The sequence below is a fragment of the Streptomyces sp. MJM8645 genome, from assembly GCF_001625365.1.
Classification (GTDB): Bacteria; Actinomycetota; Actinomycetes; order Streptomycetales; family Streptomycetaceae; genus Kitasatospora.
The window spans coordinates 3717578-3737581 of record NZ_LJJF01000001.1 but is presented as its reverse complement, the minus strand read 5'-3'; the positions used below and the strand labels follow the sequence as shown (position 1 = coordinate 3737581).

Genomic DNA, 20004 nt, shown 5'->3' with positions numbered 1-20004 from the left:
GGCTAGAACATGACAGAACCAGTGGGCAAAGTGGCTCATGGTCAAGCAATTCGTTGCTAAAAAACAGTCAACTGTGGACACCCGGAATGCGGGGATTCCATACAGTGAATGGCCCGGATTCCGGAACCGGTCACTACCGGTGGGGGGCGGAAGGGACGGACGTGGAATCGGGTGGGGCCGGGCGGGAAGCACGGCTGGCGTGGGCCGAATGACGACGCGCGGAAATCGGGCGCGGGCGGCGCGGGACTATGTGAAAGGCGCGGCCCGGCAGCTGCTCTGACGTCGGGCCGGGAGGGGCCGACGGAGGGGGCCGGGAGGGTCTGACGGTGGGCCTGGAAGCCCTGACGGCGGGCCGGGGCGGGTGCGCGGGGAGGCCGCGCACCCGCCGGCGGGGGTCAGGGGGTGCCGAGCCAGGCGGTGAGGGCGGTGCGGAGCTCGCCCTGGCCGGGGTCGACGGCGCCCCAGGCGGCGTAGCCGTCCGGGCGGATCAGCAGGACGGTGTCGCGCAGCTTGCCGTGCGGGTCGGCCGGGGCGGCGGTGACCATGCGGTCCGCCCAGGGTTCGGCGGCGGCCAGCTCGTCGTTGCTGACCAGGACGAACTTCCCCTCGCGCAGCGCCTCGTAGAGCCGCTCGGGGGCGGCCGGGGCGCCCTCGACGGGCTTGCGCAGCGCCGTCAGCCGCAGGTCCGGGACGCGCTTGCCGACCTGCGGGTGGGCGTCCTTCGGGGCCGGGTAGGAGATGTCGATGCCGGAGACCATCCGGGCGCCGCGCTCGGTGACCAGGTCGAGGTGGCCGCCGAGCGTGGTGAGCGCCCCGCGCAGTGCGCGGGTGGGGGCGGACTCGGCGAGGGCGAGCCGGATCAGCGCGCCGGAGGTGCGCAGCACCGTCCGGCCGACCGGGTGCCGTTCGCTCTGGTAGGTGTCGAGCAGGGCGTCGGTGGCGCGGCCCTGGAGGGCGGCGGCGAGCTTCCAGGACAGGTTGGCGGCGTCCTGGAGGCCGGTGTTCATGCCCTGGCCGCCGGCCGGGGAGTGGCAGTGCGCGGCGTCGCCGGCCAGGAAGAACCGGCCGGAGCGGTAGTTGGGGGCCTGGCGCTCGTCGCTGTGGAAGGTGGAGCTCCAGCGGACGTCGTGCAGGCCGTAGTCCTCGCCGAGGGTGGTCCGGGCGATGGCGGCGAGGCGCTCCGGGGAGGGGGTGGTGCCGTCCGGCTGCCGCTCCTTGCGGTCCCAGGCGATCAGCCGGTACCAGCCGTCGCCGAAGGGGGCGAGGAAGGAGAAGCCGGTCTCGTTGGCGCCGACGGTGATGGTGTCGGCGGGCTCGCGCTCCAGCCGGACGTCGGCGAGCATCACCGAGTCGACCACGGACTCGCCGGGGAACGGGATGCCGAGCAGGTCGCGCACGGTGGAGCGGACGCCGTCGGTGCCGACCGCGTACCGGGCGGTGAAGGTGTTCCCGTCGCGGGTCTCCAGGGTGACGCCCTCGGCGTCCTGGCGCAGGGCGGTGACCTCGGCGCCGCGCAGGATGGTCGCGCCGGCCTGCTCGGCGCGCTCCTGGAGCAGCCGTTCGACGTGGTACTGCGGCGTGATCAGGACGAACGGGAAGCGGGTGGGCAGCGAGCTCAGGTCGATGCCGAAGCGGTCGAACATCCTCAGGCCGGTGACCGGGCGGCCGGTGGCGATGAGGTCGTCGGCGAGGCCGCGGGCGTCCAGGAGCTCCAGGCTGCGGGCGTGCACGGCGAAGGCCCGGGTCAGGTTGGACTCGGCGCCGCGCTTCTCCAGGACGGTGACGCCGACCCCGGCCGCGGCGAGATCGCCGGCCAGTAGCAGTCCGGTCGGTCCGGCACCGACGATCAGGATGTCGGTGGCGGTCGTCGGCTTCGCGGTCATGTGTCAGCTCCCGGTGTTCGGAGGGCGGTTGGACGCCGTGTCCGGCGTTCTCCCAGACTCCATCATCCAGGGCCCGCGGGGAGCTGTGAACCGCCGGGCCCCGGCGGTGGGTGACCGCCGGGGCCCGGAGCGGATCGGACGGGGCCGGGACGGCGCTCAGCCGTGCCGGCGGACCTCCACGGTACGGAACCGGTTGGCGACGAACGCGCCGTCGCAGTAGGCCGAGTTGGCGGCCGGGTTGGCACCGGTGCCGTGCAGGTCGGAGAAGGCGGCGGTCTGGTTGGGGTAGACGCCGCCGGTCAGGTTGAGCGAGAGCGAGACGCCGGCGTCGAGCGCGGCCGCCACCAGCAGGCCCTCCACCTCGGGCGAGGTGGTGTAGCCGGAGGCGGTCATGGCGCCCTTGTCGCGGACGGTGGTGCGCAGCAGTTCGACGGCGGCGGGGGTGGACTCGACGGCGACGGCGAAGGAGACCGGGCCGAAGCACTCGGTGCGGAAGACCGCGCGGTCGTCCGGCTTGTCGGCGTCCAGCTTGACCAGCGCGGGGGTGCGGACGGTCGCTCCGGGGAAGTCCGGCGAGGTCACCGCGCGCGGGGCGAGGGCGAGCTCGCCGTACTCGCCGCCGGCCGCGGCGGCCGAGCGCTGCAGCACGCCCGGGTTGACCACGGCGCCGAGGATGGCGGCGGCGCGGGCGTCGTCGGAGAGCAGGCCGTCGATGGCGGCGGCGAGGTCGGCGACGACCTGGTCGTAGGACTTGTCGCCCTGGTCGGTGGCGATGCCGCCGCGCGGGATCAGCAGGTTCTGCGGGGTGGTGCACATCTGGCCGCTGTAGAGCGAGAGGGCGAAGGCCAGGTTGCCGAGCATGCCCTTGTAGTCGTCGGTGGAGTCGATGACGACCGCGTTGACGCCGGCCTTCTCGGTGTACACCTCGGCCTGCTTGGCGTGCTCCTCCAGCCAGTCGCCGAAGGCGGTGGAGCCGGTGTAGTCGATCAGCCGGATCTCGGGGCGGACGGCGAGGGTCTGGGCGACGGTGCCGCCCTCGTGCTCGACGGCCAGGCAGACCAGGTTGGGGTCGTAGCCGGCCTCGGCGAGCACCTCGCGGGCGGTCCGGACGGTCAGCGCGAGCGGCAGCACGGCGCGCGGGTGCGGCTTGACCAGCACCGGGTTGCCGGTGGCCAGCGAGGCGAACAGGCCGGGGTAGCCGTTCCAGGTGGGGAAGGTGTTGCAGCCGACCAGCAGTGCGAGGCCGCGCGGGACGACGGTGAACTCCTTGGTCATCACCAGCGGTTCGCGCTTGCCCTGGGGCTTGGTCCAGCCGGCCCGGCGGGGCAGCCGGGTCTGCTCGGCGTAGGCGTAGGTGACCGCCTCCAGGCCGCGGTCCTGGGCGTGCGGGCCGCCGGCCTGGAAGGCCATGCCGTAGGCCTGGCCGGTGGTGTGCATGACGGCCTGGCCGAACTCGTGGGAGCGGGCGTTGATCCGGTGCAGGATCTCCAGGCAGACGGCGGCGCGCTCCAGCGGGGTGGCGGCGGCCCAGTCGGGCCGGGCGGCGCTCAGCGCGGCGATCAGCGCGTCCGGCTCGGCGTGCGGGTAGCCGATGCCCAGCTCGATGCCGTACGGGGAGGCTTCGCCGCCGACCAGGTCGCCGTCGGCGGGGTGGCCGTCGAGGGTGAACGGCTTGCCGAGCAGGGCGTCGAAGGCGGCCTTGCCGTCCGCCGGGCCGCTCTCGCCGTACGCCTTCGGGAACTCGGGGTAGGGCGACCAGTAGTCGCGCTTGGCGGCGGCGTCGAGGGCGGCGTCCAGGGTGGCCTGGTGGCGCTCGACCAGCTCGCCGACGAGGGGGTGGGTGACCGCTGCGGACATCTGTGCGCTCCTCAGGAGGGAGGACGGGACACGTCACAGGGTAACCGAACGATCGGTCGGCTCAAGAGGGTGCAGGGGACGGAATCCGGGAAAACGCACGGGGGTGGTGTCCGGAAAACGCGCGGGGGCGCGTCCGTGGTGGACGCGCCCCCGTGGGCCGGTGCCGGGCAGGGCCTACGGCACGCCCAGCTCGAAGATGACGTACCCCGCGTACCAGCCGGAGGCGACCGCGCCGAACCCCAGCACCGCGGCCAGCACCGGCCAGCTGAGCTTGCGCATCGCCACCGCGAGCGCGATCAGCAGCGGGAACGCCGGCAGCAGGTAGCGCGAGACGTTGCCGAAGATGCCGAGGCTCCCCAGCACCGAGACGATCGTGGCCAGCGTGTAGGCGGTCAGCACCAGCGGCGGGCGCAGCCGGATCAGCAGCACGATCAGCACCGGCAGGGTGAGCACGATCAGGGTGGCGAAGAGGTCCGGCACCGGGAACGCGAACGGGTAGTCGTTGCGGCCCAGCAGCACGCCGCGGATCGCGTGCCAGGTGCCCTGGCCCCAGTCGAAGTAGTGCAGCCAGGCGTCGTGCTGGAGCCGGAAGTAGCCGCCCCACTCGCCCATCCGCCAGCCCACCCAGGCCACGTAGCCGAGCAGGCCGACCGGGGCCAGCAGCATCGCGGTCAGCGGGCGCAGGACGCCGCTCTCCCGCCGGTACAGCTCCACCAGCGCGGCCAGGCCGACCGCGCCGATCAGTGCCGCGGCGGTCGGCCGGTTGAGCCCGGTGACCAGGGTGATCACCCCGGCGGCGACCCACTGCTTGGTCATCACGCAGTAGCAGGCCCAGGCGGCCAGCGCGACGAAGGTGGAGTCCGAGTAGACCGCCCACTCGGCGCCCGAGCCCGGGGCGATCGCCCAGATCCCGGCCGCGATCACGCCCGCCTTGGGGCCGGCCATCCGGTCCACCACGGCGTAGATCCCGGCGGCGGCGAACAGCGAGGCCACCACCGACACCAGCATCCCGGCGCCGTACAGGCCGAGGCCGGTGACGTCCGAGGTCATCCGCATCAGGCCCGGGTAGAGCGGGAAGAACGCGGCGGAGTTCTGCTCGACGGAGAAGCCGACCGGGCCGTTGGGGATCGTGACCAGCGCCGGGTGGTAGCCGAACTGGGCCACCTGCTGGTACCACCAGCCGTCCCAGGTGGCCAGCACGTCCCAGGGGTTGGCGCCGCCGCCGAACCGGGCCGGCTTCTTGAGGTAGTCGCCGGAGAAGGAGAGCAGCTTCATGAAGACGGTGAAGCCGATCAGCTTCAGCACCGCGTAGCACCACACCGCCGGCCCGAACCGGACTACCAGGGCGCGGGCGCCTTCCCGCCAGCCGCTGCCGGGCACGCCCCCCGGATCATCGCTGCGCTGCTCGGGCACGTCGGAGGCGACGGCCGGTATTGCGTTCATTCGGACTGGACCCCACCCTGCTGGACGTGGACGATCGTCCGCCGAGTCTAGGGCCTGCGCATCGGGGCCTGGTGTGGACCAACCGACCCGATCGCGTACGGCGCGGGGCGGCCGGGGATACTCGGAGGATGGCCGATCACAGCACGCGTACCGCCTACACCGTGGAGTCACTGCTCGCGGTGACCGTCGACGTGTTCAACGAGCGCGGCTACGACGGCACCTCGATGGAGGACCTGTCCCGGGCGGCCGGGATCTCCAAGTCGTCCATCTACCACCACGTCCGCGGCAAGGAGGAGCTGCTGCGGCTGGCCGTCGGGCGGGCGCTGGACGGGCTGTTCGCGATCCTGGCCGAGCCGGCGGCGGTGCGGGGCCCGGCGGTGGAGCGGCTGGAGCACGTGGTGCGCCGCACCGCCGAGGTGCTGCTCGCGGAACTGCCGTACGTGACGCTGCTGCTGCGGGTGCGCGGGAACACGGTGACCGAGCAGTGGGCGCTGGAGCGGCGCCGGGAGTTCGACCACCAGGTCGCCGAGCTGCTGCGGGCGGCGGTCGCGGACGGTGCGCTGCGCGCGGACGTCGAGCCGCGGCTGGCCACCCGGCTGCTGTTCGGGATGATCAACTCGATCGTGGAGTGGTACCGGCCGGGCCTCAAGGGCACCGACGGCGTCGCGGACGCGGTCGTCCACCTGGCCTTCGACGGGCTGCGCGCGCGGTAGCCGCCACCGGCCGGCCGGTGGCCCGGCCGTCAGTCCGGGGGGACTTGGTCGGTCTCCTCGAAGATCAGCATGGTCCGGGTGCCGAGCACCTGGGGGATGGACTGGATGCTGCCCAGCACCAGCTCCCGCAGCGCGTGGTTGTCCGCGGTGTGCACCAGCAGCAGGACGTCGAAGTCTCCGCCGACCAGGGCGATGTGGGCGACCCCGGGGAGCTGCAGCAGCTGCTCCCGGACCGTACGCCAGGAGTTCTGGACGATCTTCAGGGTGATGTACGCGGACGCGCCCTGACCTGCCCGTTCGTGGTCGACGCGGGCGGTGAAGCCGCGAATGATGCCGTCCTCGACCATCCTGGAGATCCGGGCGTAGGCGTTCGCCCGGGACACGTGCACCCGCTCGGCCACCGAGCGGATCGAGGCGCGGCCGTCCTGCTGCAGCAGCCGCAGGATCGAACGGTCGACCCGGTCGAGTCTGGACATCTGTTCAGCCGACATGACCCCCCACCCTCGCCGATTGGACACACTGCCACCAGTCGACCGCCGCTCAGGCCGAATGTCCACCACCTTGTCACGCTTCTGGTCAAGATGAACAGACGACCGAACAATCGGTAGGGAGCCCCCGCCACCCCAGGAGGTGCCCCGAGATGACCGTTCTCGACCACAGACACCACACGGCGGTGCCCGGCTGGACCCCCGGGGCCACCGCCCCGCGGACCGACCCGGCCCCCCTGCTCCCGGACGCCTCACCGGTCCGGGTGCTCGGCACCCCCGCGCTGGAGAAGTACGACCCCGCACTGCTGCGCGAGCTGTACCGCCGCCTGGTGGTCGGCCGCCGCTTCAACCAGCAGGCCACCACCCTGACCAAGCAGGGCCGGCTGGCCGTCTACCCGGCGTCCACCGGCCAGGAGGCCTGCCAGGTCGCCGCCGCGCTGGTGCTCGGCGAGGCCGACTGGCTGTTCCCCAGCTACCGCGACACCCTCGCGGTGGTCTCCCGGGGCGTCGACCCGCTGGAGGCGCTGACCCTGCTGCGCGGCACCGCCCACACCGGCTACGACCCGCGCGCCACCCGCACCGCCCCGCTCTGCACCCCGCTCGCCACCCAGGCCCCGCACGCCGTCGGGCTGGCGCACGCCGCCCGGCTGGCCGGCGAGCCGGTGGTCGCACTGGCCATGCTCGGTGACGGCGGCACCAGCGAGGGCGACTTCCACGAGGCGCTGAACTTCGCCGCGGTGCTCCAGGCACCGGTGGTCTTCCTGGTGCAGAACAACGGCTACGCGATATCCGTCCCGCTCAGCGCGCAGTCCGCCGCGCCCACCCTCGCCCACAAGGCCGTCGGCTACGGCATGCCGGGCCGGCTGGTGGACGGCAACGACGCGCCCGCCGTGCACGGCGTCCTGACCGAGGCGGTCGAGCGGGCCAGGACCGGCGGCGGCCCGACCCTGGTCGAGGCGCTCACCTACCGGGTCGAGGCGCACACCAACGCCGACGACGCCACCCGCTACCGCACCGATCCGGAGGTGGCCGCCTGGCGGGAGTACGACCCGATCCTGCTGATGGACCGCTCGCTGCGCGAACTCGGCGTCCTGGACGACGCGCTGGTGCAGTCGGCGGCCGACGAGGCGGAGGCGCTGGCGGCCCGGATGCGGGCCGAGTTCCACGCCGACCCCGAGCTGGACCCGATGGCGCTGTTCACCCATGTCTTCGCCGAGCCGACCCCGCAACTGCGGGAACAGGCCGCCCAGTTGTCCGCCGAGCTGGCCGCCGAGGCCGAGGTGCAGCACTGATGAACCAGACGGCCACACCGACCCGTACGGCGACCATGGCGCAGGCGCTCAACGCGGCGCTGCGCGACGCCCTGCGCGAGGACCCGGCGGTGCACGTGCTCGGCGAGGACGTCGGCGCGCTCGGCGGCGTCTTCCGGATCACCGACGGGCTGACCGCCGAGTTCGGCCCCGACCGCTGCCTGGACACCCCGCTGGCCGAGGCCGGCATCCTCGGCACCGCGATCGGCATGGCGATGTACGGGCTGCGCCCGGTCGTCGAGATGCAGTTCGACGCCTTCGCCTACCCGGCGTTGGAGCAGCTGTTCTCGCACGTCGCCAAGATGCGCAACCGCACGGCCGGCCGGCTCCCGCTGCCGATCACCGTCCGCATCCCGTACGGCGGCGGCATCGGCGGCGTCGAGCACCACAGCGACGCCTCCGAGGCGTACTACGCGGCCACCCCCGGCCTGCACGTGGTCACCCCGGCGACGGTCGCCGACGCGTACGGGCTGCTGCGGGCCTCGATCGCCTCCGACGACCCGGTGGTCTTCCTGGAGCCCAAGCGGCTCTACTGGGGCAAGGACGGGTTCGACCCGGCCGCGCCGGTCGAGCCGATCGGCCGGGCCGTGCTGCGGCGGCCCGGCACCTCCGCCGTGCTGATCACCTACGGGCCCTCGCTGCCGGTCTGCCTGGAGGCGGCCGAGACGGCGAAGGCCGAGGGCTGGGACCTCGCGGTGCTGGACCTGCGCACCCTGGTGCCGTTCGACGACGAGACGGTCTGTCGGGTGGTGCGCTCGCTCGGCCGGGCCGTGGTGGTGCACGAGGCGAGCGGCTTCGGCGGCACCGGCGCGGAGATCGCCGCCCGGGTCACCGAGCGCTGCTTCCACCACCTGGCCGCGCCCGTGCTGCGGGTGACCGGCTTCGACATCCCGTACCCGCCGCCGATGCTGGAGCACCACCACCTGCCCGGGGTGGACCGGATCCTGGACGCGGTCGCCCGGCTGCAGTGGGAGGACCGAGGATGATGCCCGTCGTGCGCGAGTTCCGGCTGCCCGACCTCGGTGAGGGACTCACCGGGGCCGAGGTGGTGCGGTGGCTGGTCGAGGTCGGCGAGGTGATCGCGGTCGACCAGCCGGTGGTGGAGGTGGAGACCGCCAAGGCCGTGGTGGAGGTGCCCTGCCCGTACGGCGGGGTGGTCACCGCCCGGTACGGCGGGGAGGGCGAGGAGATCGCCGTGGGCGCGCCGCTGGTGACGGTCGCGGTGGCTCCGGCGGACGGGGCCTCGCTGCTGGTCGAGGCGGCGGCCGGGATGCTGGCCGAGGCGGCGGCGGAGGTGGAGCGGCCGCTGGTCGGGTACGGGGTCGCCGAGCCGGGGAAGGGCGGGCGGCGGCGCCGGGTGGGGGGTGCTGTTCCTGCTGTCGTTCCTGTTGCTGTTCCGGTTGTTGTTGCTGCTCCCGCGCTGGTGGTGCGGACCGTTCCGGGCGTGGTGCCGGTGATCTCGCCGCTGGTGCGGCGGCTGGCCCGGGAACAGGGGGTCGACCTGGCCGCGCTCTCCGGCAGCGGCCCGGACGGGCTGATCATGCGCGCGGACGTCGAACGGGCGGTCGCGGTGAAGGCGGCGGCCCCGACGGCGCCGACGGCTCCGGCGCCGGTTGCGCGGGAGGGCGTCGTCCCGCTGCGCGGGCTGCGCAAGGCGGTGGCCGAGAAGCTCAGCCGCAGCCACCGGGAGATCCCCGCCGTGACCTGCTGGGTGGACACCGATGCCACCGAACTGATGCTGCTGCGGCGGCAGTTGAATGCCGCCCCGGGCCCGAAGGTGAGCGTGCTGGCGCTGCTCGCCCGGATCTGCACGGTCGCGCTGGCCCGCTTCCCGGAGCTCAACTCCAGTATGACGGAGGATGGTTCGGGCATCATCCGGCACTCGGTGGTGCACCTGGGCTTCGCCGCGCAGGGCGAGCGGGGCCTGGTCGTCCCGGTGGTGCGGGACGCCCACGCCCGCACCACCGAGCAACTCGGCGAGGAGCTGGGCCGGTTGACCGAGGCGGCGCGCGACGGCTCGCTCACGCCGGCCGAACTGACCGGCGGCACCTTCACGTTGAACAACTACGGGGTGTTCGGCGTGGACGGCTCCACCCCGATCCTGAACCACCCCGAGGCGGCGATGCTCGGGGTCGGCCGGATCGTCGCCAAACCCTGGGTGCACGAGGGGGAGTTGGCGGTGCGCGAGGTCGTGCAGCTGTCGTTCACCTTCGACCACCGGGTCTGCGACGGCGGGACGGCGGGCGGCTTCCTGCGGTTCGTCGCGGACTGCGTGGAGCGGCCGGGGACGCTGCTGCGGCAGCTCTGAGCACGGCTCGGTCGCCCTGGGTGGCGTGCTCCGCACCCAGGGCGACGGGGCGTGAATCGAGGGAGAGTAGCGCGTCCCGGGCCCGGGTGTCCGGGCTTCGCGTGATTTGTCGGATGAGCAGTTCGGGCGTGCCACGCTGCCTAGGCGCCAGCAGAGACAAGCCAGGTGGTGGCGCAGGGCGGCCGGAGGCGAAACGATTCTCTTGGGTACTCGAAACGTTGCGGTGAAGTCCCGCAGAACACTTCTGGTCCGCACCGGGTACGGCTCGGCGGGCGCCGCCTCCGTCCCGGGCCTGCCGGAGCTCCCGGCGGACGCGGCGGCGGACCCGACGGCACACGTGACGGCCGAGGTGACGGCGGCCGGGATGGCGGCCGGGATGGCAGCCGCGAGGGCGGCCGGGGCGGGGCCCGAACGGCCGCCGATGCCGCTGGACCCGCCGGACCTCCCGCCGCAGATCCCGGCCGAGGTGCCGACGGCCGTCCTCCCGGCGGTGCCCGCCCTCCCGTGGGTGCCCGCCCCGCCGGTGCAGCCGCCGGCCGTCCCCGCGCCCGGCTACCCGGAGCCGCCTGCCGAGCCGCCTGCCGCCCCCGCGTTCCGGCCGCTGTTCGCCGATGCTCCCGGCCTCAACTGGGCTGGACCCGGCGACAGTTGGACCAGGGCCTGGGTCGCGCAGGAGCCCGCCGAGGGCCGGCCGACCCAACTGTCGGCCCCGCTGCCCGCCCCCGACCGCGGCGCCCCCGGCCGCGGCGCCTCCGCCGTCGAACAGCCGCTCACCGTACGGGACGTGGAGCTGATCCGGGCCAGCCTGGCGGTCGTCGAGCCGGTCGCCGACCGCGCCACCGCGCACTTCTACGCGCTGATCTTCCTGCACCACCCCGAGGTCCGGGCGCTCTTCCCCGCCGCCATGGACGTCCAGCGGGACCGCCTGTTCCGTGCGCTGCTGGCCGCCGCCCGCAGCGCCGACGACCCGGCCGGCCTGCGCGTCTACCTCGGCGCGCTCGGCCGCGGCCACCGCCGGTACGGCACGCTGACCGGCCACTACGGCCCGGTGGGCGAGTGCCTGGTGCAGGCGCTGGCCAGGTACGCGGGCAGCCGGTGGGACGCCGAGACCGAGCTGGCCTGGCGCCGGGTCTACCGGCTGGTCTCCTCGATCATGATCGAGGCCGCCGAGGACGCCGCCCGCACCTCGCCGCCCTGGTGGCAGGGCGAGGTGGTCCGGCACGAGCGCCGCACCCGGGACGTCGCGGTGATCACCGTCCGGCCGGACCAGGCGTACCCGTACCGGGCCGGGCAGTACACCAGTCTGGAGACGCCCTGGTGGCCGCGGGTCTGGCGGCACTTCTCGTTCGCCTCGGCCCCCCGGCCGGACGGGCTGCTGACCTTCCACGTGAAGGCCGTCCAGGCGGGCTGGGTGAGCAACGCGCTCGTCCACCGGGCCGCGCCCGGGGACGTCCTGCGGCTGGGCCCGGCGGCCGGCACGATGACCGCCGACCACGTCGCCGGCGCGGACCTGCTCTGCCTCGGCGGCGGCACCGGCATCGCGCCGATCCGCGCGCTGGTCGAGGAGGTGGCCGAGCGCGGCACGCCGGTCGGCGCCGTCGACGTGTTCTACGGGGCCCGCCGCGCCGCCGACCTGTACGAGCTGGACGGGCTGGACGAGTTGGCCCGGCGGCTGCCGTGGCTCACGGTGCGGCCGGTGCTCTCCGGCGCCGGGCCGGCCGAGGGTGCGCTGACCGGCGAACTCCCCGAGGTGGTAGGGCGGTTCGGGCCGTGGGCCGGGCGGGAGGCGTTCCTCAGCGGGCCGCCCGCGATGGTCCGCCGGGGCGTCGGGGTGCTGCTGCGCTCGGGCGTGCCGGCCGAGCGGATCCGGCACGACCTGGTGGGCGACCTCGCGGCGGGGTGAGCGGGCGGCGGGGTGATCGGTCGGTCAGCCGAGGTCCGGGGCGAGCAGCGCACGGACGCCCTCGATGTTGGCCGCCAGGTACGCCCGCAGCCGGGGCGGGACGACGTTGACGGAGGTCACCCCCTCGCGGGTGAACGGCAGCCGGACCACCTGGTACTCGCCGTTGGGCTCGTCCACCTCGGGGCCGTGCCGCCGGCTGAGGTCCATCGAGGCGAGCCGGCAGGCGAAGAAGTGCTGCACCTTGACCCCGTGCGGGTGGAGCAGGGTGCCGTCGTCATGGTGCGTGTGGCTGATGGTGTCGACGAAGGCGGGCACCACGTCGACGATCTTGCCGCCGAGTTCCTCGTCCACCTCGCGGTGCAGCGCCTCGACCACGGTGCGGTCGCCGCGTTCGACTCCGCCGCCGGGAGTGATCCAGTACGGCTGGGGCGAGCCGGGCCGGACCCGCCGGATCAGCACGATCGAGGCCGGGCCGTACGGGTCGTCCGGGTCGAGCTCCAGCAGGATCGCCCGCGCGGTGCGCTTCACCACCGGGCGGGGCGGCGGGGTTCGGTTGTCGGGGCCCATGGCGACCTCCGGGGCTGGAGCGTTGTGCGGGAGTCTCCCGCGGGACGGTCCGGCCGAAACCCGCCCGAACCGGTGCGTCCGTTCGGGGGCGGGGAGTAACTGCGGATAGATCTTGGATAGCGAAGGTGAATCTTGAACTGATCTTCCAAATGTCGATCGATTCTGATATTTACCTTCGAATCGAAGGATTTTGCCGAGTGATCGCTGTAAGAGTGATTGCAGGGAGGTCATCCCTGTGCTGCAATGAGCCACTATCGGGCAGATCGGAGGGCTTCGCTCCGGATGCCCTTTCTGTGCATTGACTCGGGCTGGGGGATGGACGTGGCCATGGATCAGATCGCAGAGCCGTCCAGGACGGTCCGCACCGGGCGCGTCGCCAGGTCGCCGACGCCCACCTCGCCGCCCGGCAGCCCGCCGACGCCCACCTCACCGTCCTCCTCGCCGTCGACCTCTCCGGGCAAGGGCCGCGGCCCCACCCTGATCGGCTCCGTCCAGCGGGCGCTGCGGCTGCTGGAGGCCGTCGGGGGATTCCGGCAGGGCGCCACCGCCAAGCAACTGGCCCGCGCCGCCGGACTGCCGCTCGGCACCGCCTACCACCTGCTGCGCACCCTCACCCACGAGGGCTACCTCCGGCGCTCCGACGGCCGGTTCTTCTACGGGGAGTCGGTCAACGGCATAGGCCGGGCCGACGACCGGCAGTCCGACCGGCACGACCTGCGCGCGCGGATGCAGCGGTTACGGGACGAACTCGGGGCCCCGGTCTACTTCGCGCTCTACCGGGACGGCGAGATCCACGTGGTGGACGTCGCCGACGACCCCGGTCGCCCCGCCGTCCAGCCCTGGGCCGACCTCCGCGCCACCGGCCACGCGCACGCCATCGGCCAGTGCCTGCTCGGCCAACTGTCCGAGGAGGAGCGCCGTGACCACCTCGCCCGCCACCCGCCGGTCGGGCTCACCCCCTCCACCGTCACCGGCGAGGCCGCCGTCCTGCGCCGGCTCGCCTCGCTGCGGCCGACCATGCCCGTCCTGGAACGTCAGGAGTACGCGCTCGGCACCGTCTGCGCGGCCGTCCCCATCACCGTCGGGCCGATGGTCGCCACCATGGCCCTGTCGCTGCCGGTCGAACAGGCCGACCGGCTGACCGTCGTCGCCGGCCAACTGCGGCGCAGCGTGGGCGCGATGGGCCCGTCGTTCGTCCTCTGACGCTCCTCGCGCCGGTACGGATCCCGTCCGTTCACCATTTGAAAAAGCACACCTTGTCCACTACGTCCCCAAACGTGGACGATGGTGATCTAACAGGGATTGGTTGCACAAAACCGTCAGAAACCGCCCCAAGCCCAGCAATTGACGATCCCGGCCCCACGCCCGAAGCCCCCCGCATCCGAAGCCCACCGCCCTCCACCCCACGGCCCACCCGGCCGCCCCCCCACGCCCCACGAGAGGTACTGGCGCCATGCAGCACAGCACAGTCCAGGGACACCTGGTGATGAACCTCGTGGTCTCGCACGAGCTCTCCTTCCGCATCGTGGTGGACCTGGCGTACGAGCCCGACGACCCGTACGCCGTCCGGTTCACCTTCCACCTGCCCGGCGACGAACCCGTCACCTGGGTGTTCGCGCGCGAGCTGCTGCTCGACGGCATCAGCCGGCCCTCCGGCGAGGGCGACGTGCACATCCACCCGGTCGGCGAGGAGCTCACCGAGGTCTGCATCGTGCTGCACTCCCCCGAGGGGGACGCCCTGCTGCGGGCCTCGGCGCCGCCGCTGGTCGCCTTCCTGGCGCGCACCGACCGGCTGGTGCCGATGGGCCAGGAGATCACCGGGCAGGAACTCGACGCCCAGCTCGCGGACATCCTCCGGGGATGTGAGAATGCGGGGTGAGCGGTGGCCGCGCCGCCGCCACCGACGAAGGGGCCCGCGCCGGGTGAACCACCCGGGCGCGGGCCCCTCTCGTGTTCGGCCGGTCGGTGACCGGCCAGGTCGGGTTCGGCCAGTCGGTGCCCGGCCACGGCCGAGGTCAGTCGTCGTCCAGGGCCAGGTGCAGCCCCCACGAGACCAGGCTGATGATCAGCGAGCCGAGCAGCGCCGGCACGAAGCCCGTGACGTTGAAGTCCAGGTGCAGCTTGCCCGCGGCCCAGGAGGTCAGCCACAGCATCAGGGCGTTGATCACGAAGGTGATCAGCCCCAGGGTGAGGATGAACAGCGGGAACGAGAACAGCTTGACCAGCGGCTTGATCAGGAAGTTGACCAGGCCGAAGACCACGGCGACGGCGACCACCGTCAGGGCCTTGTGTCCCAGGTCGGCCTTGCCGCTCGCGAGTTGGATACCGTTGACGATCCAGGCGGCGACCCAGATGGCCACCGCGTTGATCACTGTCTTGATGAGGAAACCCTTCATGACGCCCAAGCCTGGCAGGCCCCGCCGCCCCGGGGGAAGCTCTCCTCGGACATGTTGGCGCTCCCGCCGGACATCTTGGCGCCCCCGGTCCGGCGCCCGTGGTGTTGAATGCCCGTGGCCCGCACGGTGGATGGACGAAGGAGGGGAGCAGCGGTGAAGCTGTTCCGGTTGGACGAACTGGACGTCGAACGCGCGGCGAACGACGGCGCGTACCTGCGCTTCCTGCGCGAACCGCGGATGTCCGCCGGGCTCTACGCGCTCTCCCCCGGCGACACCGACCCGCAGACCGCGCACGACCAGGACGAGATCTACCAGGTGATCAGCGGCCGCGCCGAACTGACCGTCGGCGCCGAGACCGCCACGGTCGGGCGCGGCACCGTCGTCTACGTCCCGGCCGGCACCGAGCACCGCTTCCACCACGTCACCGAGGAGCTGCGGGTCCTGGTGGTGTTCTCCCCGCCCGAGGGCTGACCGTCTGCGGACCTGCCGGGGGCCGACCGGAGACCGGCTTGGGGCAGACCGTCTAGGGTCCTGGGCATGAGCAAGAGCCTGACGGAAGAACTCTGGGCGGCCATCGAGCCGGTGTACGCCGAGATCCTCGCCCACCCCTTCATCGGCGGCCTCACCGACGGCACCCTGCCGCGTGCGGCCTTCCGCCACTTCGTCGTCCAGGACTCGCACTACCTGCGCGACTACGCCCGCGCGCTCGCCGTCTGCGCCGCCAAGGCGCCCGGCGAGGAGGACGTGCGGGCCTTCGCCGACGACGCGGTCGGCGCGCTGGCCGCCGAACAGGGCATGCACGCCGAGTTCCTGACCGCCTTCGGCGGCAGCGCCGAGCAGGCCGCCGCCGAACCGGTGCTGCCCACCACCCGGGCCTACACCAGCTACCTGCTGGCCACCGTCTACGGCGGCTCCTTCGCCGAGGCCGTCGGCGCGGTGCTGCCCTGCTACTGGATCTACGCCCGGGTCGGCGAGGCGCTGCTCGCCCAGGGCTCCCCCGACCCGCTGTACGCCAAGTGGATCGCCACCTACGGCGACGAGGCGTTCCAGTCCGTCGTCCGCCGGGTGCTGGCGCTCACCGACCGCCTCGGCGAGGAGATCTCCCCGGCCGAACGGCGCCGGGTCGTCGAGCACTTCACGACCACCTCGCGCTACGAGTGGATGTTCTGGGACGCCGCCTGGCGCGGCGAGCGCTGGCCGGTCTGACCGCTGGTCGCAGGGGGTGCGGCGCCCTTCCCGGGGGTCGTCCCCGAGGCCCGTACCCGGGTCTCCCCGGGGCCCCGGGTCGGGGTGATCTAGGGGTTCTCTCCGGGCCATCGGGCCTCGTTCCGGCACTCGTGTCCCCGTACGATCGAAGTACCGAAAGCAAGCGGGATGCGGCACCGGACGGCAGCCGACCCCACGGGGAGAGAAGGAACGGTCATGGCTGAGCTCTGGAAGTCGCTGCCCTCCTGGGTGCGGAACATCGTCATCCCGGTGCTGGTCCTGGTGCTGCTCTGGAACATCGTGGGATTCGTCTTCGGTGTCGTCGGCGCCCTGCTGAGCATCATGATCAAGGTGCTGGTCGTCGCCGGCATCGCCGCCGCCGTGGTGGTCCTGGTGAAGAAGGCCGCCAAGGGCTGAGCAACCGCCCGAGGCCCGGCTCCCTGGACGGGGGGCCGGGCCTTCGGCGTTCCCGGCGCGGCGTCCGGCCGGCCGGAGGCGTGCTGGACCTGCGGCGATCGGCTCGCTACGGTGTTGGGCGTCATGTGCAGGCAACACCGCCTGCCGACGCGGGAGCTCGGAGCACCGGGCTGAGAGGGCGCTGACCGGAACGTCGACGGACGGACCGACGGCTGCGTCGACCGCAGGAACCTGACCGGGTAATGCCGGCGTAGGGAGTTTGAGGTCAGATGACCACGTTCGAAGCACAGCCGCAGCCTGCCCGCAGCACCGGGAACAGCGGCACCGAGGCCGGCGGCAGCGAGGCCGGCGAGGCCGCCACCGCCACCGCCACCGTCACCAGCGCCGGTACCGGCTACCCCACCCCGGCCTGGCGCAAGGCCTACCGCGAAGGGTCCCGGCCCGACCTGCGGGTCCCGTACCGCGAGGTGCAGCTCACCAACGGCAGGACCGTCCCGCTGTACGACACCTCCGGCCCGTACACCGACCAGGCCTACGAACCCGACGTGCGGCGCGGCCTGCCCGCCCTGCGCGACGCCTGGATCCGCCTGCGCGGCGACGTCGAGGAGTACGACGGCCGCGAGGCCCGCCCCGAGGACGACGGGATCAAGCACACCTCGCCGCGCGGCGGGAACCTGCGCAACCTGGACGCCGTCTTCCCGGGCCGCCCGCGCCGCCCCCTGCGCGGCCGCGGCGGTGCCGCCGTCACCCAACTCGCCTACGCCAAGCGGGGCGTGGTCACCCCCGAGATGGAGTTCGTGGCGCTGCGCGAGGGCCTCGCCCCCGAGTACGTGCGGGCCGAGGTGGCCCGCGGCCGGGCCGTCATCCCGGTCAACGTGAACCACCCCGAGGTGGAGCCGGCGATCATCGGCACCAACTTCCTGGTGAAGATCAACGCCAACATCGGCAACTCCGCCGTCACCTCCTCGATCGAGGAGGAGGTGGAGAAGATGACCTGGGCCACCCGTTGGGGCGCCGACACCGTCATGGACCTCTCCACCGGCCGCAACATCCACACCACCCGCGAGTGGATCCTGCGCAACTCCCCCGTGCCGATCGGCACCGTGCCGCTCTACCAGGCCCTGGAGAAGGTCGACGGCAAGGCCGAGGACCTGAGCTGGGAGGTGTACCGGGACACCGTCATCGAGCAGTGCGAGCAGGGCGTCGACTACATGACCGTCCACGCCGGCGTCCTGCTCCGGTACGTCCCGCTGACCGCCCGGCGCAAGACCGGCATCGTCTCGCGCGGCGGCTCGATCATGGCCGCCTGGTGCCTGGCGCACCACCAGGAGAACTTCCTCTACAGCAACTTCGAGGAGCTCTGCGACATCCTCGCGCGCTACGACGTCACCTTCTCGCTCGGCGACGGCCTGCGCCCCGGCTCCATCGCGGACGCCAACGACGAGGCGCAGTTCGCCGAACTGCAGACCCTCGGCGAACTCGGCCGGATCGCCCGCGAGCGCGACGTCCAGGTGATGATCGAAGGCCCGGGCCACGTCCCGATGCACAAGATCAAGGAGAACATGGATCTCCAGAAGGAGATCTGCGACGAGGCGCCGTTCTACACCCTCGGCCCGCTCACCACCGACGTCGCCCCCGGCTACGACCACATCACCTCGGGCATCGGCGCCGCGATGATCGCCTGGTGGGGCACCGCGATGCTCTGCTACGTCACGCCCAAGGAGCACCTGGGCCTGCCCAACCGCGACGACGTCAAGACCGGCGTGATCACCTACAAGATCGCCGCCCACGCCGCCGACCTCGCCAAGGGCCACCCCGGCGCCCAGGACTGGGACGACGCCCTCTCCGACGCCCGCTTCGAGTTCCGCTGGGAGGACCAGTTCAACCTGGCCCTCGACCCGGAGACCGCCCGCGCCTTCCACGACGAGACCCTCCCCGCCGAACCCGCCAAGACGGCCCACTTCTGCTCCATGTGCGGCCCGAAGTTCTGCTCGATGAAGATCAGTCAGAAGATCCGCGCCGAGCACGGCGACGGTTCCAGCGCCGTGGAGACCGAGTTCGACGCAGAGGCCCTGGCGGGCATGGCGGAGAAGTCCGCCGAGTTCGCCGCCCAGGGCAACCGGGTGTACCTGCCCCTCGCCGACTGAGGCTGCCGCGCACGGCGAGCCCTCCCCCGGATGCGGGGGAGGGCTCGGCGGTCGAACAGCCCGGGCTTGGATATCTGCATTGTGCAGTCATCGGCGCTAGAATGCAGACATGACAGCGCTCACCATCCGGGACGTCCCGGACGACCAGATCCAGACTCTGAAGGTCCGCGCCGCCCAGGCCGGCCAGTCGCTGCAGGCGTTCATGCAGGACCTGATCGCCAGGGAGACGTCCAGGCCCACGATGGCGGAGATGATGGCGCGGCTGGACCGCGAGACCACCGCCCGCGTCAGTGCCGCCGACGTCGTCGCGGCCATCGACGAGGGGCGAGCCGGGCGTTGATCGTCATCGACTGTTCCGCCCTGGTCCTGGTCCTCACGGCGCACGGCCCGGACGGAGAACTCGTCCGGGGCCGGGTGGCCGCAGCGGGGGACGTCTACGCCCCCACCCTCCTGGACTACGAGATCCAGTCGGCCCTTCTCGGCATGCAGCGGGGCGGCAAGCTGACCGAGCGGGAAGTGGAACGAGCGGTCGCCGCCTACCGGATCCTTCCCATCGCCAAGCGGGAGACGCTGGCGTTCTGGGACAGGGTGAAGAAGCTGCATGCCAACCTCAGCGCCTACGACGCCCAGTACGTCGCCCTGGCGGAGGCCCTCGGCGCACCGCTGATCACCAGTGACGCGAGGATCAGGCGCAGCGGCGCGGCGAAGTGCGACATCGAGGTCTTCGCCTCGATCGGCCCCTAGCCGGAGCAGCGCGCCTCAGCGGTGCCTTCGTCGGTGCGGTGCGGGTCAGGCGAGGACGGCGGCGGGTTCGAGGAGGCCGGTGGCGCGGTCGGCGGTGAGGATGCCGAGGATGTAGCCGTCGTCGTCGACGACGGGCCAGACCGCCATGCGTTTGATCCGCATCGTGATCGCGGCCAGGGCCAGGCCCAGGGCCGGCCAGGCGAACGGGCCGCGCTGGTGCACGGTGGCGCCGATCGAGGTCCGCTCGGTGGTCCGGGGGTGCTCCAGGAAGGTGTGGAGCCCGGTGCGGGTGACCAGCCCCTCGCACCGGCCGTCGTGGTCGCGGACGAGCAGGTACTCGACGTGGGCGCCGCGCAGGATGTCGTTGGCCTGGTCGACGGTGCTGTCGTCGGCTATCTGGTACTCGCAGGGCTCCATCGCGTCGGCGACCGTGAGGCCGTGACCGGTGCGTGCCGCCTGCGGGGCGTGAGTGGTCATGGTGGTCACCGCTTCCCGTCCCCGGGTGCCCGGCCGGAACGGCTCGGACGACCCTTCACCCAGAACGAAGCCGGAACGGGTACCGGGATGCGGAATGCCCTGGATGTCTTCGAGCGTACTCCCGTGACGGGAGGCCCGTCGGAGG

General features: G+C 72.7%; 20 protein-coding genes and 1 riboswitch. Of the genes, 13 read left to right on the top strand and 7 right to left on the bottom strand.

Annotation, left to right across the window (positions count from 1 at the left end; all coding sequences use genetic code 11):
• Positions 1-395: 395 nt before the first annotated feature.
• The 3 genes from A6F73_RS16015 to A6F73_RS16005 form a co-directional block, all read right to left on the bottom strand.
• The gene (locus tag A6F73_RS16015) at positions 396-1883 is read right to left on the bottom strand and encodes an FAD-dependent monooxygenase (protein WP_063348433.1); all 1488 of its coding nucleotides are present in this window, start codon (positions 1881-1883) and stop codon (positions 396-398) included.
• Between the two features lie 156 nt (positions 1884-2039).
• Complete coding sequence (gene paaN / locus A6F73_RS16010; protein ID WP_063348432.1) at positions 2040-3740, bottom strand: phenylacetic acid degradation protein PaaN; 1701 nt, start codon at positions 3738-3740, stop codon at positions 2040-2042.
• 174 nt (positions 3741-3914) lie between these two features.
• On the bottom strand, positions 3915-5183 hold the full coding sequence (locus A6F73_RS16005; protein WP_063348431.1) for a glycosyltransferase family 39 protein: 1269 nt from the start codon (positions 5181-5183) through the stop codon (positions 3915-3917).
• A gap of 128 nt (positions 5184-5311) precedes the next feature.
• On the opposite strand from A6F73_RS16005, the gene A6F73_RS16000 reads away from it, so the two are divergent.
• Positions 5312-5896: a TetR/AcrR family transcriptional regulator gene (locus A6F73_RS16000; protein ID WP_063348430.1), complete on the top strand. Its 585-nt coding sequence runs from the start codon at positions 5312-5314 to the stop codon at positions 5894-5896.
• 29 nt (positions 5897-5925) lie between these two features.
• Here the strand turns inward: A6F73_RS16000 and A6F73_RS15995 are convergent, their stop codons facing one another.
• On the bottom strand, positions 5926-6372 hold the full coding sequence (locus A6F73_RS15995) for an Lrp/AsnC family transcriptional regulator (protein ID WP_063348429.1): 447 nt from the start codon (positions 6370-6372) through the stop codon (positions 5926-5928).
• A gap of 164 nt (positions 6373-6536) precedes the next feature.
• Here A6F73_RS15995 and pdhA point away from each other — a divergent pair, with 164 nt between their 5' ends.
• The 4 genes from pdhA to A6F73_RS15975 all read left to right on the top strand — a co-directional run bounded on the left by pdhA (position 6537) and on the right by A6F73_RS15975 (position 11905).
• Positions 6537-7676, top strand: coding sequence for a pyruvate dehydrogenase (acetyl-transferring) E1 component subunit alpha (pdhA, locus tag A6F73_RS15990; RefSeq protein WP_063348428.1), 1140 nt, complete (start codon positions 6537-6539; stop codon positions 7674-7676).
• Positions 7676-8680 (top strand): alpha-ketoacid dehydrogenase subunit beta, encoded by a 1005-nt coding sequence (locus tag A6F73_RS15985; protein ID WP_063348427.1) that lies wholly within the window; start codon positions 7676-7678, stop codon positions 8678-8680. Before pdhA ends, A6F73_RS15985 begins: the two co-directional genes overlap by 1 nt.
• Positions 8680-10002: a dihydrolipoamide acetyltransferase family protein gene (locus tag A6F73_RS15980; protein ID WP_208869176.1), complete on the top strand. Its 1323-nt coding sequence runs from the start codon at positions 8680-8682 to the stop codon at positions 10000-10002. Before A6F73_RS15985 ends, A6F73_RS15980 begins: the two co-directional genes overlap by 1 nt.
• A 223-nt stretch (positions 10003-10225) precedes the next feature.
• Positions 10226-11905, top strand: coding sequence for a globin domain-containing protein (locus A6F73_RS15975; protein WP_244293405.1), 1680 nt, complete (start codon positions 10226-10228; stop codon positions 11903-11905).
• 24 nt (positions 11906-11929) lie between these two features.
• On the opposite strand, the gene A6F73_RS15970 is transcribed toward A6F73_RS15975, so the two are convergent.
• Positions 11930-12472: an NUDIX domain-containing protein gene (locus A6F73_RS15970; RefSeq protein ID WP_063348425.1), complete on the bottom strand. Its 543-nt coding sequence runs from the start codon at positions 12470-12472 to the stop codon at positions 11930-11932.
• Between the two features lie 327 nt (positions 12473-12799).
• Here A6F73_RS15970 and A6F73_RS15965 point away from each other — a divergent pair, with 327 nt between their 5' ends.
• The gene (locus tag A6F73_RS15965; RefSeq protein ID WP_079136277.1) at positions 12800-13675 is read left to right on the top strand and encodes a helix-turn-helix domain-containing protein; all 876 of its coding nucleotides are present in this window, start codon (positions 12800-12802) and stop codon (positions 13673-13675) included.
• 250 nt (positions 13676-13925) lie between these two features.
• Complete coding sequence (locus tag A6F73_RS15960; RefSeq protein ID WP_063348424.1) at positions 13926-14351, top strand: SsgA family sporulation/cell division regulator; 426 nt, start codon at positions 13926-13928, stop codon at positions 14349-14351.
• Positions 14352-14487: 136 nt separating this feature from the next.
• Here A6F73_RS15960 and A6F73_RS15955 read toward each other — a convergent pair whose 3' ends face one another.
• Positions 14488-14868 carry a phage holin family protein gene (locus A6F73_RS15955; protein WP_063351244.1) on the bottom strand — a complete coding sequence of 127 codons (381 nt, stop codon included), beginning with the start codon at positions 14866-14868 and terminating at the stop codon, positions 14488-14490.
• Positions 14869-15021: 153 nt separating this feature from the next.
• Here A6F73_RS15955 and A6F73_RS15950 point away from each other — a divergent pair, with 153 nt between their 5' ends.
• From A6F73_RS15950 to A6F73_RS15925, 6 genes are all read left to right on the top strand, one after another.
• Positions 15022-15339: a cupin domain-containing protein gene (locus tag A6F73_RS15950; protein WP_063348423.1), complete on the top strand. Its 318-nt coding sequence runs from the start codon at positions 15022-15024 to the stop codon at positions 15337-15339.
• Positions 15340-15405: 66 nt separating this feature from the next.
• Positions 15406-16074, top strand: a complete 669-nt coding sequence (gene tenA, locus A6F73_RS15945) for a thiaminase II (RefSeq protein WP_063348422.1) — start codon at positions 15406-15408, stop codon at positions 16072-16074.
• 216 nt (positions 16075-16290) lie between these two features.
• Positions 16291-16491 (top strand): DUF5326 family protein, encoded by a 201-nt coding sequence (locus A6F73_RS15940; RefSeq protein WP_063348421.1) that lies wholly within the window; start codon positions 16291-16293, stop codon positions 16489-16491.
• 139 nt (positions 16492-16630) lie between these two features.
• Positions 16631-16765: riboswitch (TPP riboswitch) on the top strand.
• Entirely contained in the window at positions 16761-18638 is a 1878-nt protein-coding gene (gene thiC, locus A6F73_RS15935; RefSeq protein ID WP_079135724.1) for a phosphomethylpyrimidine synthase ThiC, read from the top strand. It overlaps the preceding riboswitch by 5 nt.
• Before the next feature lie 109 nt (positions 18639-18747).
• Positions 18748-18978: a hypothetical protein gene (locus A6F73_RS15930; RefSeq protein WP_063348420.1), complete on the top strand. Its 231-nt coding sequence runs from the start codon at positions 18748-18750 to the stop codon at positions 18976-18978.
• Positions 18975-19382, top strand: a complete 408-nt coding sequence (locus tag A6F73_RS15925) for a type II toxin-antitoxin system VapC family toxin (protein WP_063348419.1) — start codon at positions 18975-18977, stop codon at positions 19380-19382. Before A6F73_RS15930 ends, A6F73_RS15925 begins: the two co-directional genes overlap by 4 nt.
• A gap of 45 nt (positions 19383-19427) precedes the next feature.
• Here A6F73_RS15925 and A6F73_RS15920 read toward each other — a convergent pair whose 3' ends face one another.
• Positions 19428-19859: a CBS domain-containing protein gene (locus A6F73_RS15920; RefSeq protein ID WP_063351243.1), complete on the bottom strand. Its 432-nt coding sequence runs from the start codon at positions 19857-19859 to the stop codon at positions 19428-19430.
• Positions 19860-20004: the final 145 nt, after the last annotated feature.

Excerpts from the sequence above, each read along its gene's own strand:
- A6F73_RS16015 (WP_063348433.1), bottom strand. The coding sequence starts at position 1,883 with ATGACCGCGAAGCCGACGACCGCCACCGACATCCTGATCGTCGGTGCC.
- paaN (WP_063348432.1), bottom strand. The coding sequence starts at position 3,740 with ATGTCCGCAGCGGTCACCCACCCCCTCGTCGGCGAGCTGGTCGAGCGC.
- A6F73_RS16005 (WP_063348431.1), bottom strand. The coding sequence starts at position 5,183 with ATGAACGCAATACCGGCCGTCGCCTCCGACGTGCCCGAGCAGCGCAGC.
- A6F73_RS16000 (WP_063348430.1), top strand. The coding sequence starts at position 5,312 with ATGGCCGATCACAGCACGCGTACCGCCTACACCGTGGAGTCACTGCTC.
- A6F73_RS15995 (WP_063348429.1), bottom strand. The coding sequence starts at position 6,372 with ATGTCCAGACTCGACCGGGTCGACCGTTCGATCCTGCGGCTGCTGCAG.
- pdhA (WP_063348428.1), top strand. The coding sequence starts at position 6,537 with ATGACCGTTCTCGACCACAGACACCACACGGCGGTGCCCGGCTGGACC.
- A6F73_RS15985 (WP_063348427.1), top strand. The coding sequence starts at position 7,676 with ATGAACCAGACGGCCACACCGACCCGTACGGCGACCATGGCGCAGGCG.
- A6F73_RS15980 (WP_208869176.1), top strand. The coding sequence starts at position 8,680 with ATGCCCGTCGTGCGCGAGTTCCGGCTGCCCGACCTCGGTGAGGGACTC.
- A6F73_RS15970 (WP_063348425.1), bottom strand. The coding sequence starts at position 12,472 with ATGGGCCCCGACAACCGAACCCCGCCGCCCCGCCCGGTGGTGAAGCGC.
- A6F73_RS15965 (WP_079136277.1), top strand. The coding sequence starts at position 12,800 with ATGGATCAGATCGCAGAGCCGTCCAGGACGGTCCGCACCGGGCGCGTC.
- A6F73_RS15960 (WP_063348424.1), top strand. The coding sequence starts at position 13,926 with ATGCAGCACAGCACAGTCCAGGGACACCTGGTGATGAACCTCGTGGTC.
- A6F73_RS15955 (WP_063351244.1), bottom strand. The coding sequence starts at position 14,868 with ATGAAGGGTTTCCTCATCAAGACAGTGATCAACGCGGTGGCCATCTGG.
- tenA (WP_063348422.1), top strand. The coding sequence starts at position 15,406 with ATGAGCAAGAGCCTGACGGAAGAACTCTGGGCGGCCATCGAGCCGGTG.
- A6F73_RS15940 (WP_063348421.1), top strand. The coding sequence starts at position 16,291 with ATGGCTGAGCTCTGGAAGTCGCTGCCCTCCTGGGTGCGGAACATCGTC.
- thiC (WP_079135724.1), top strand. The coding sequence starts at position 16,761 with ATGACCACGTTCGAAGCACAGCCGCAGCCTGCCCGCAGCACCGGGAAC.
- A6F73_RS15930 (WP_063348420.1), top strand. The coding sequence starts at position 18,748 with ATGACAGCGCTCACCATCCGGGACGTCCCGGACGACCAGATCCAGACT.
- A6F73_RS15920 (WP_063351243.1), bottom strand. The coding sequence starts at position 19,859 with ATGACCACTCACGCCCCGCAGGCGGCACGCACCGGTCACGGCCTCACG.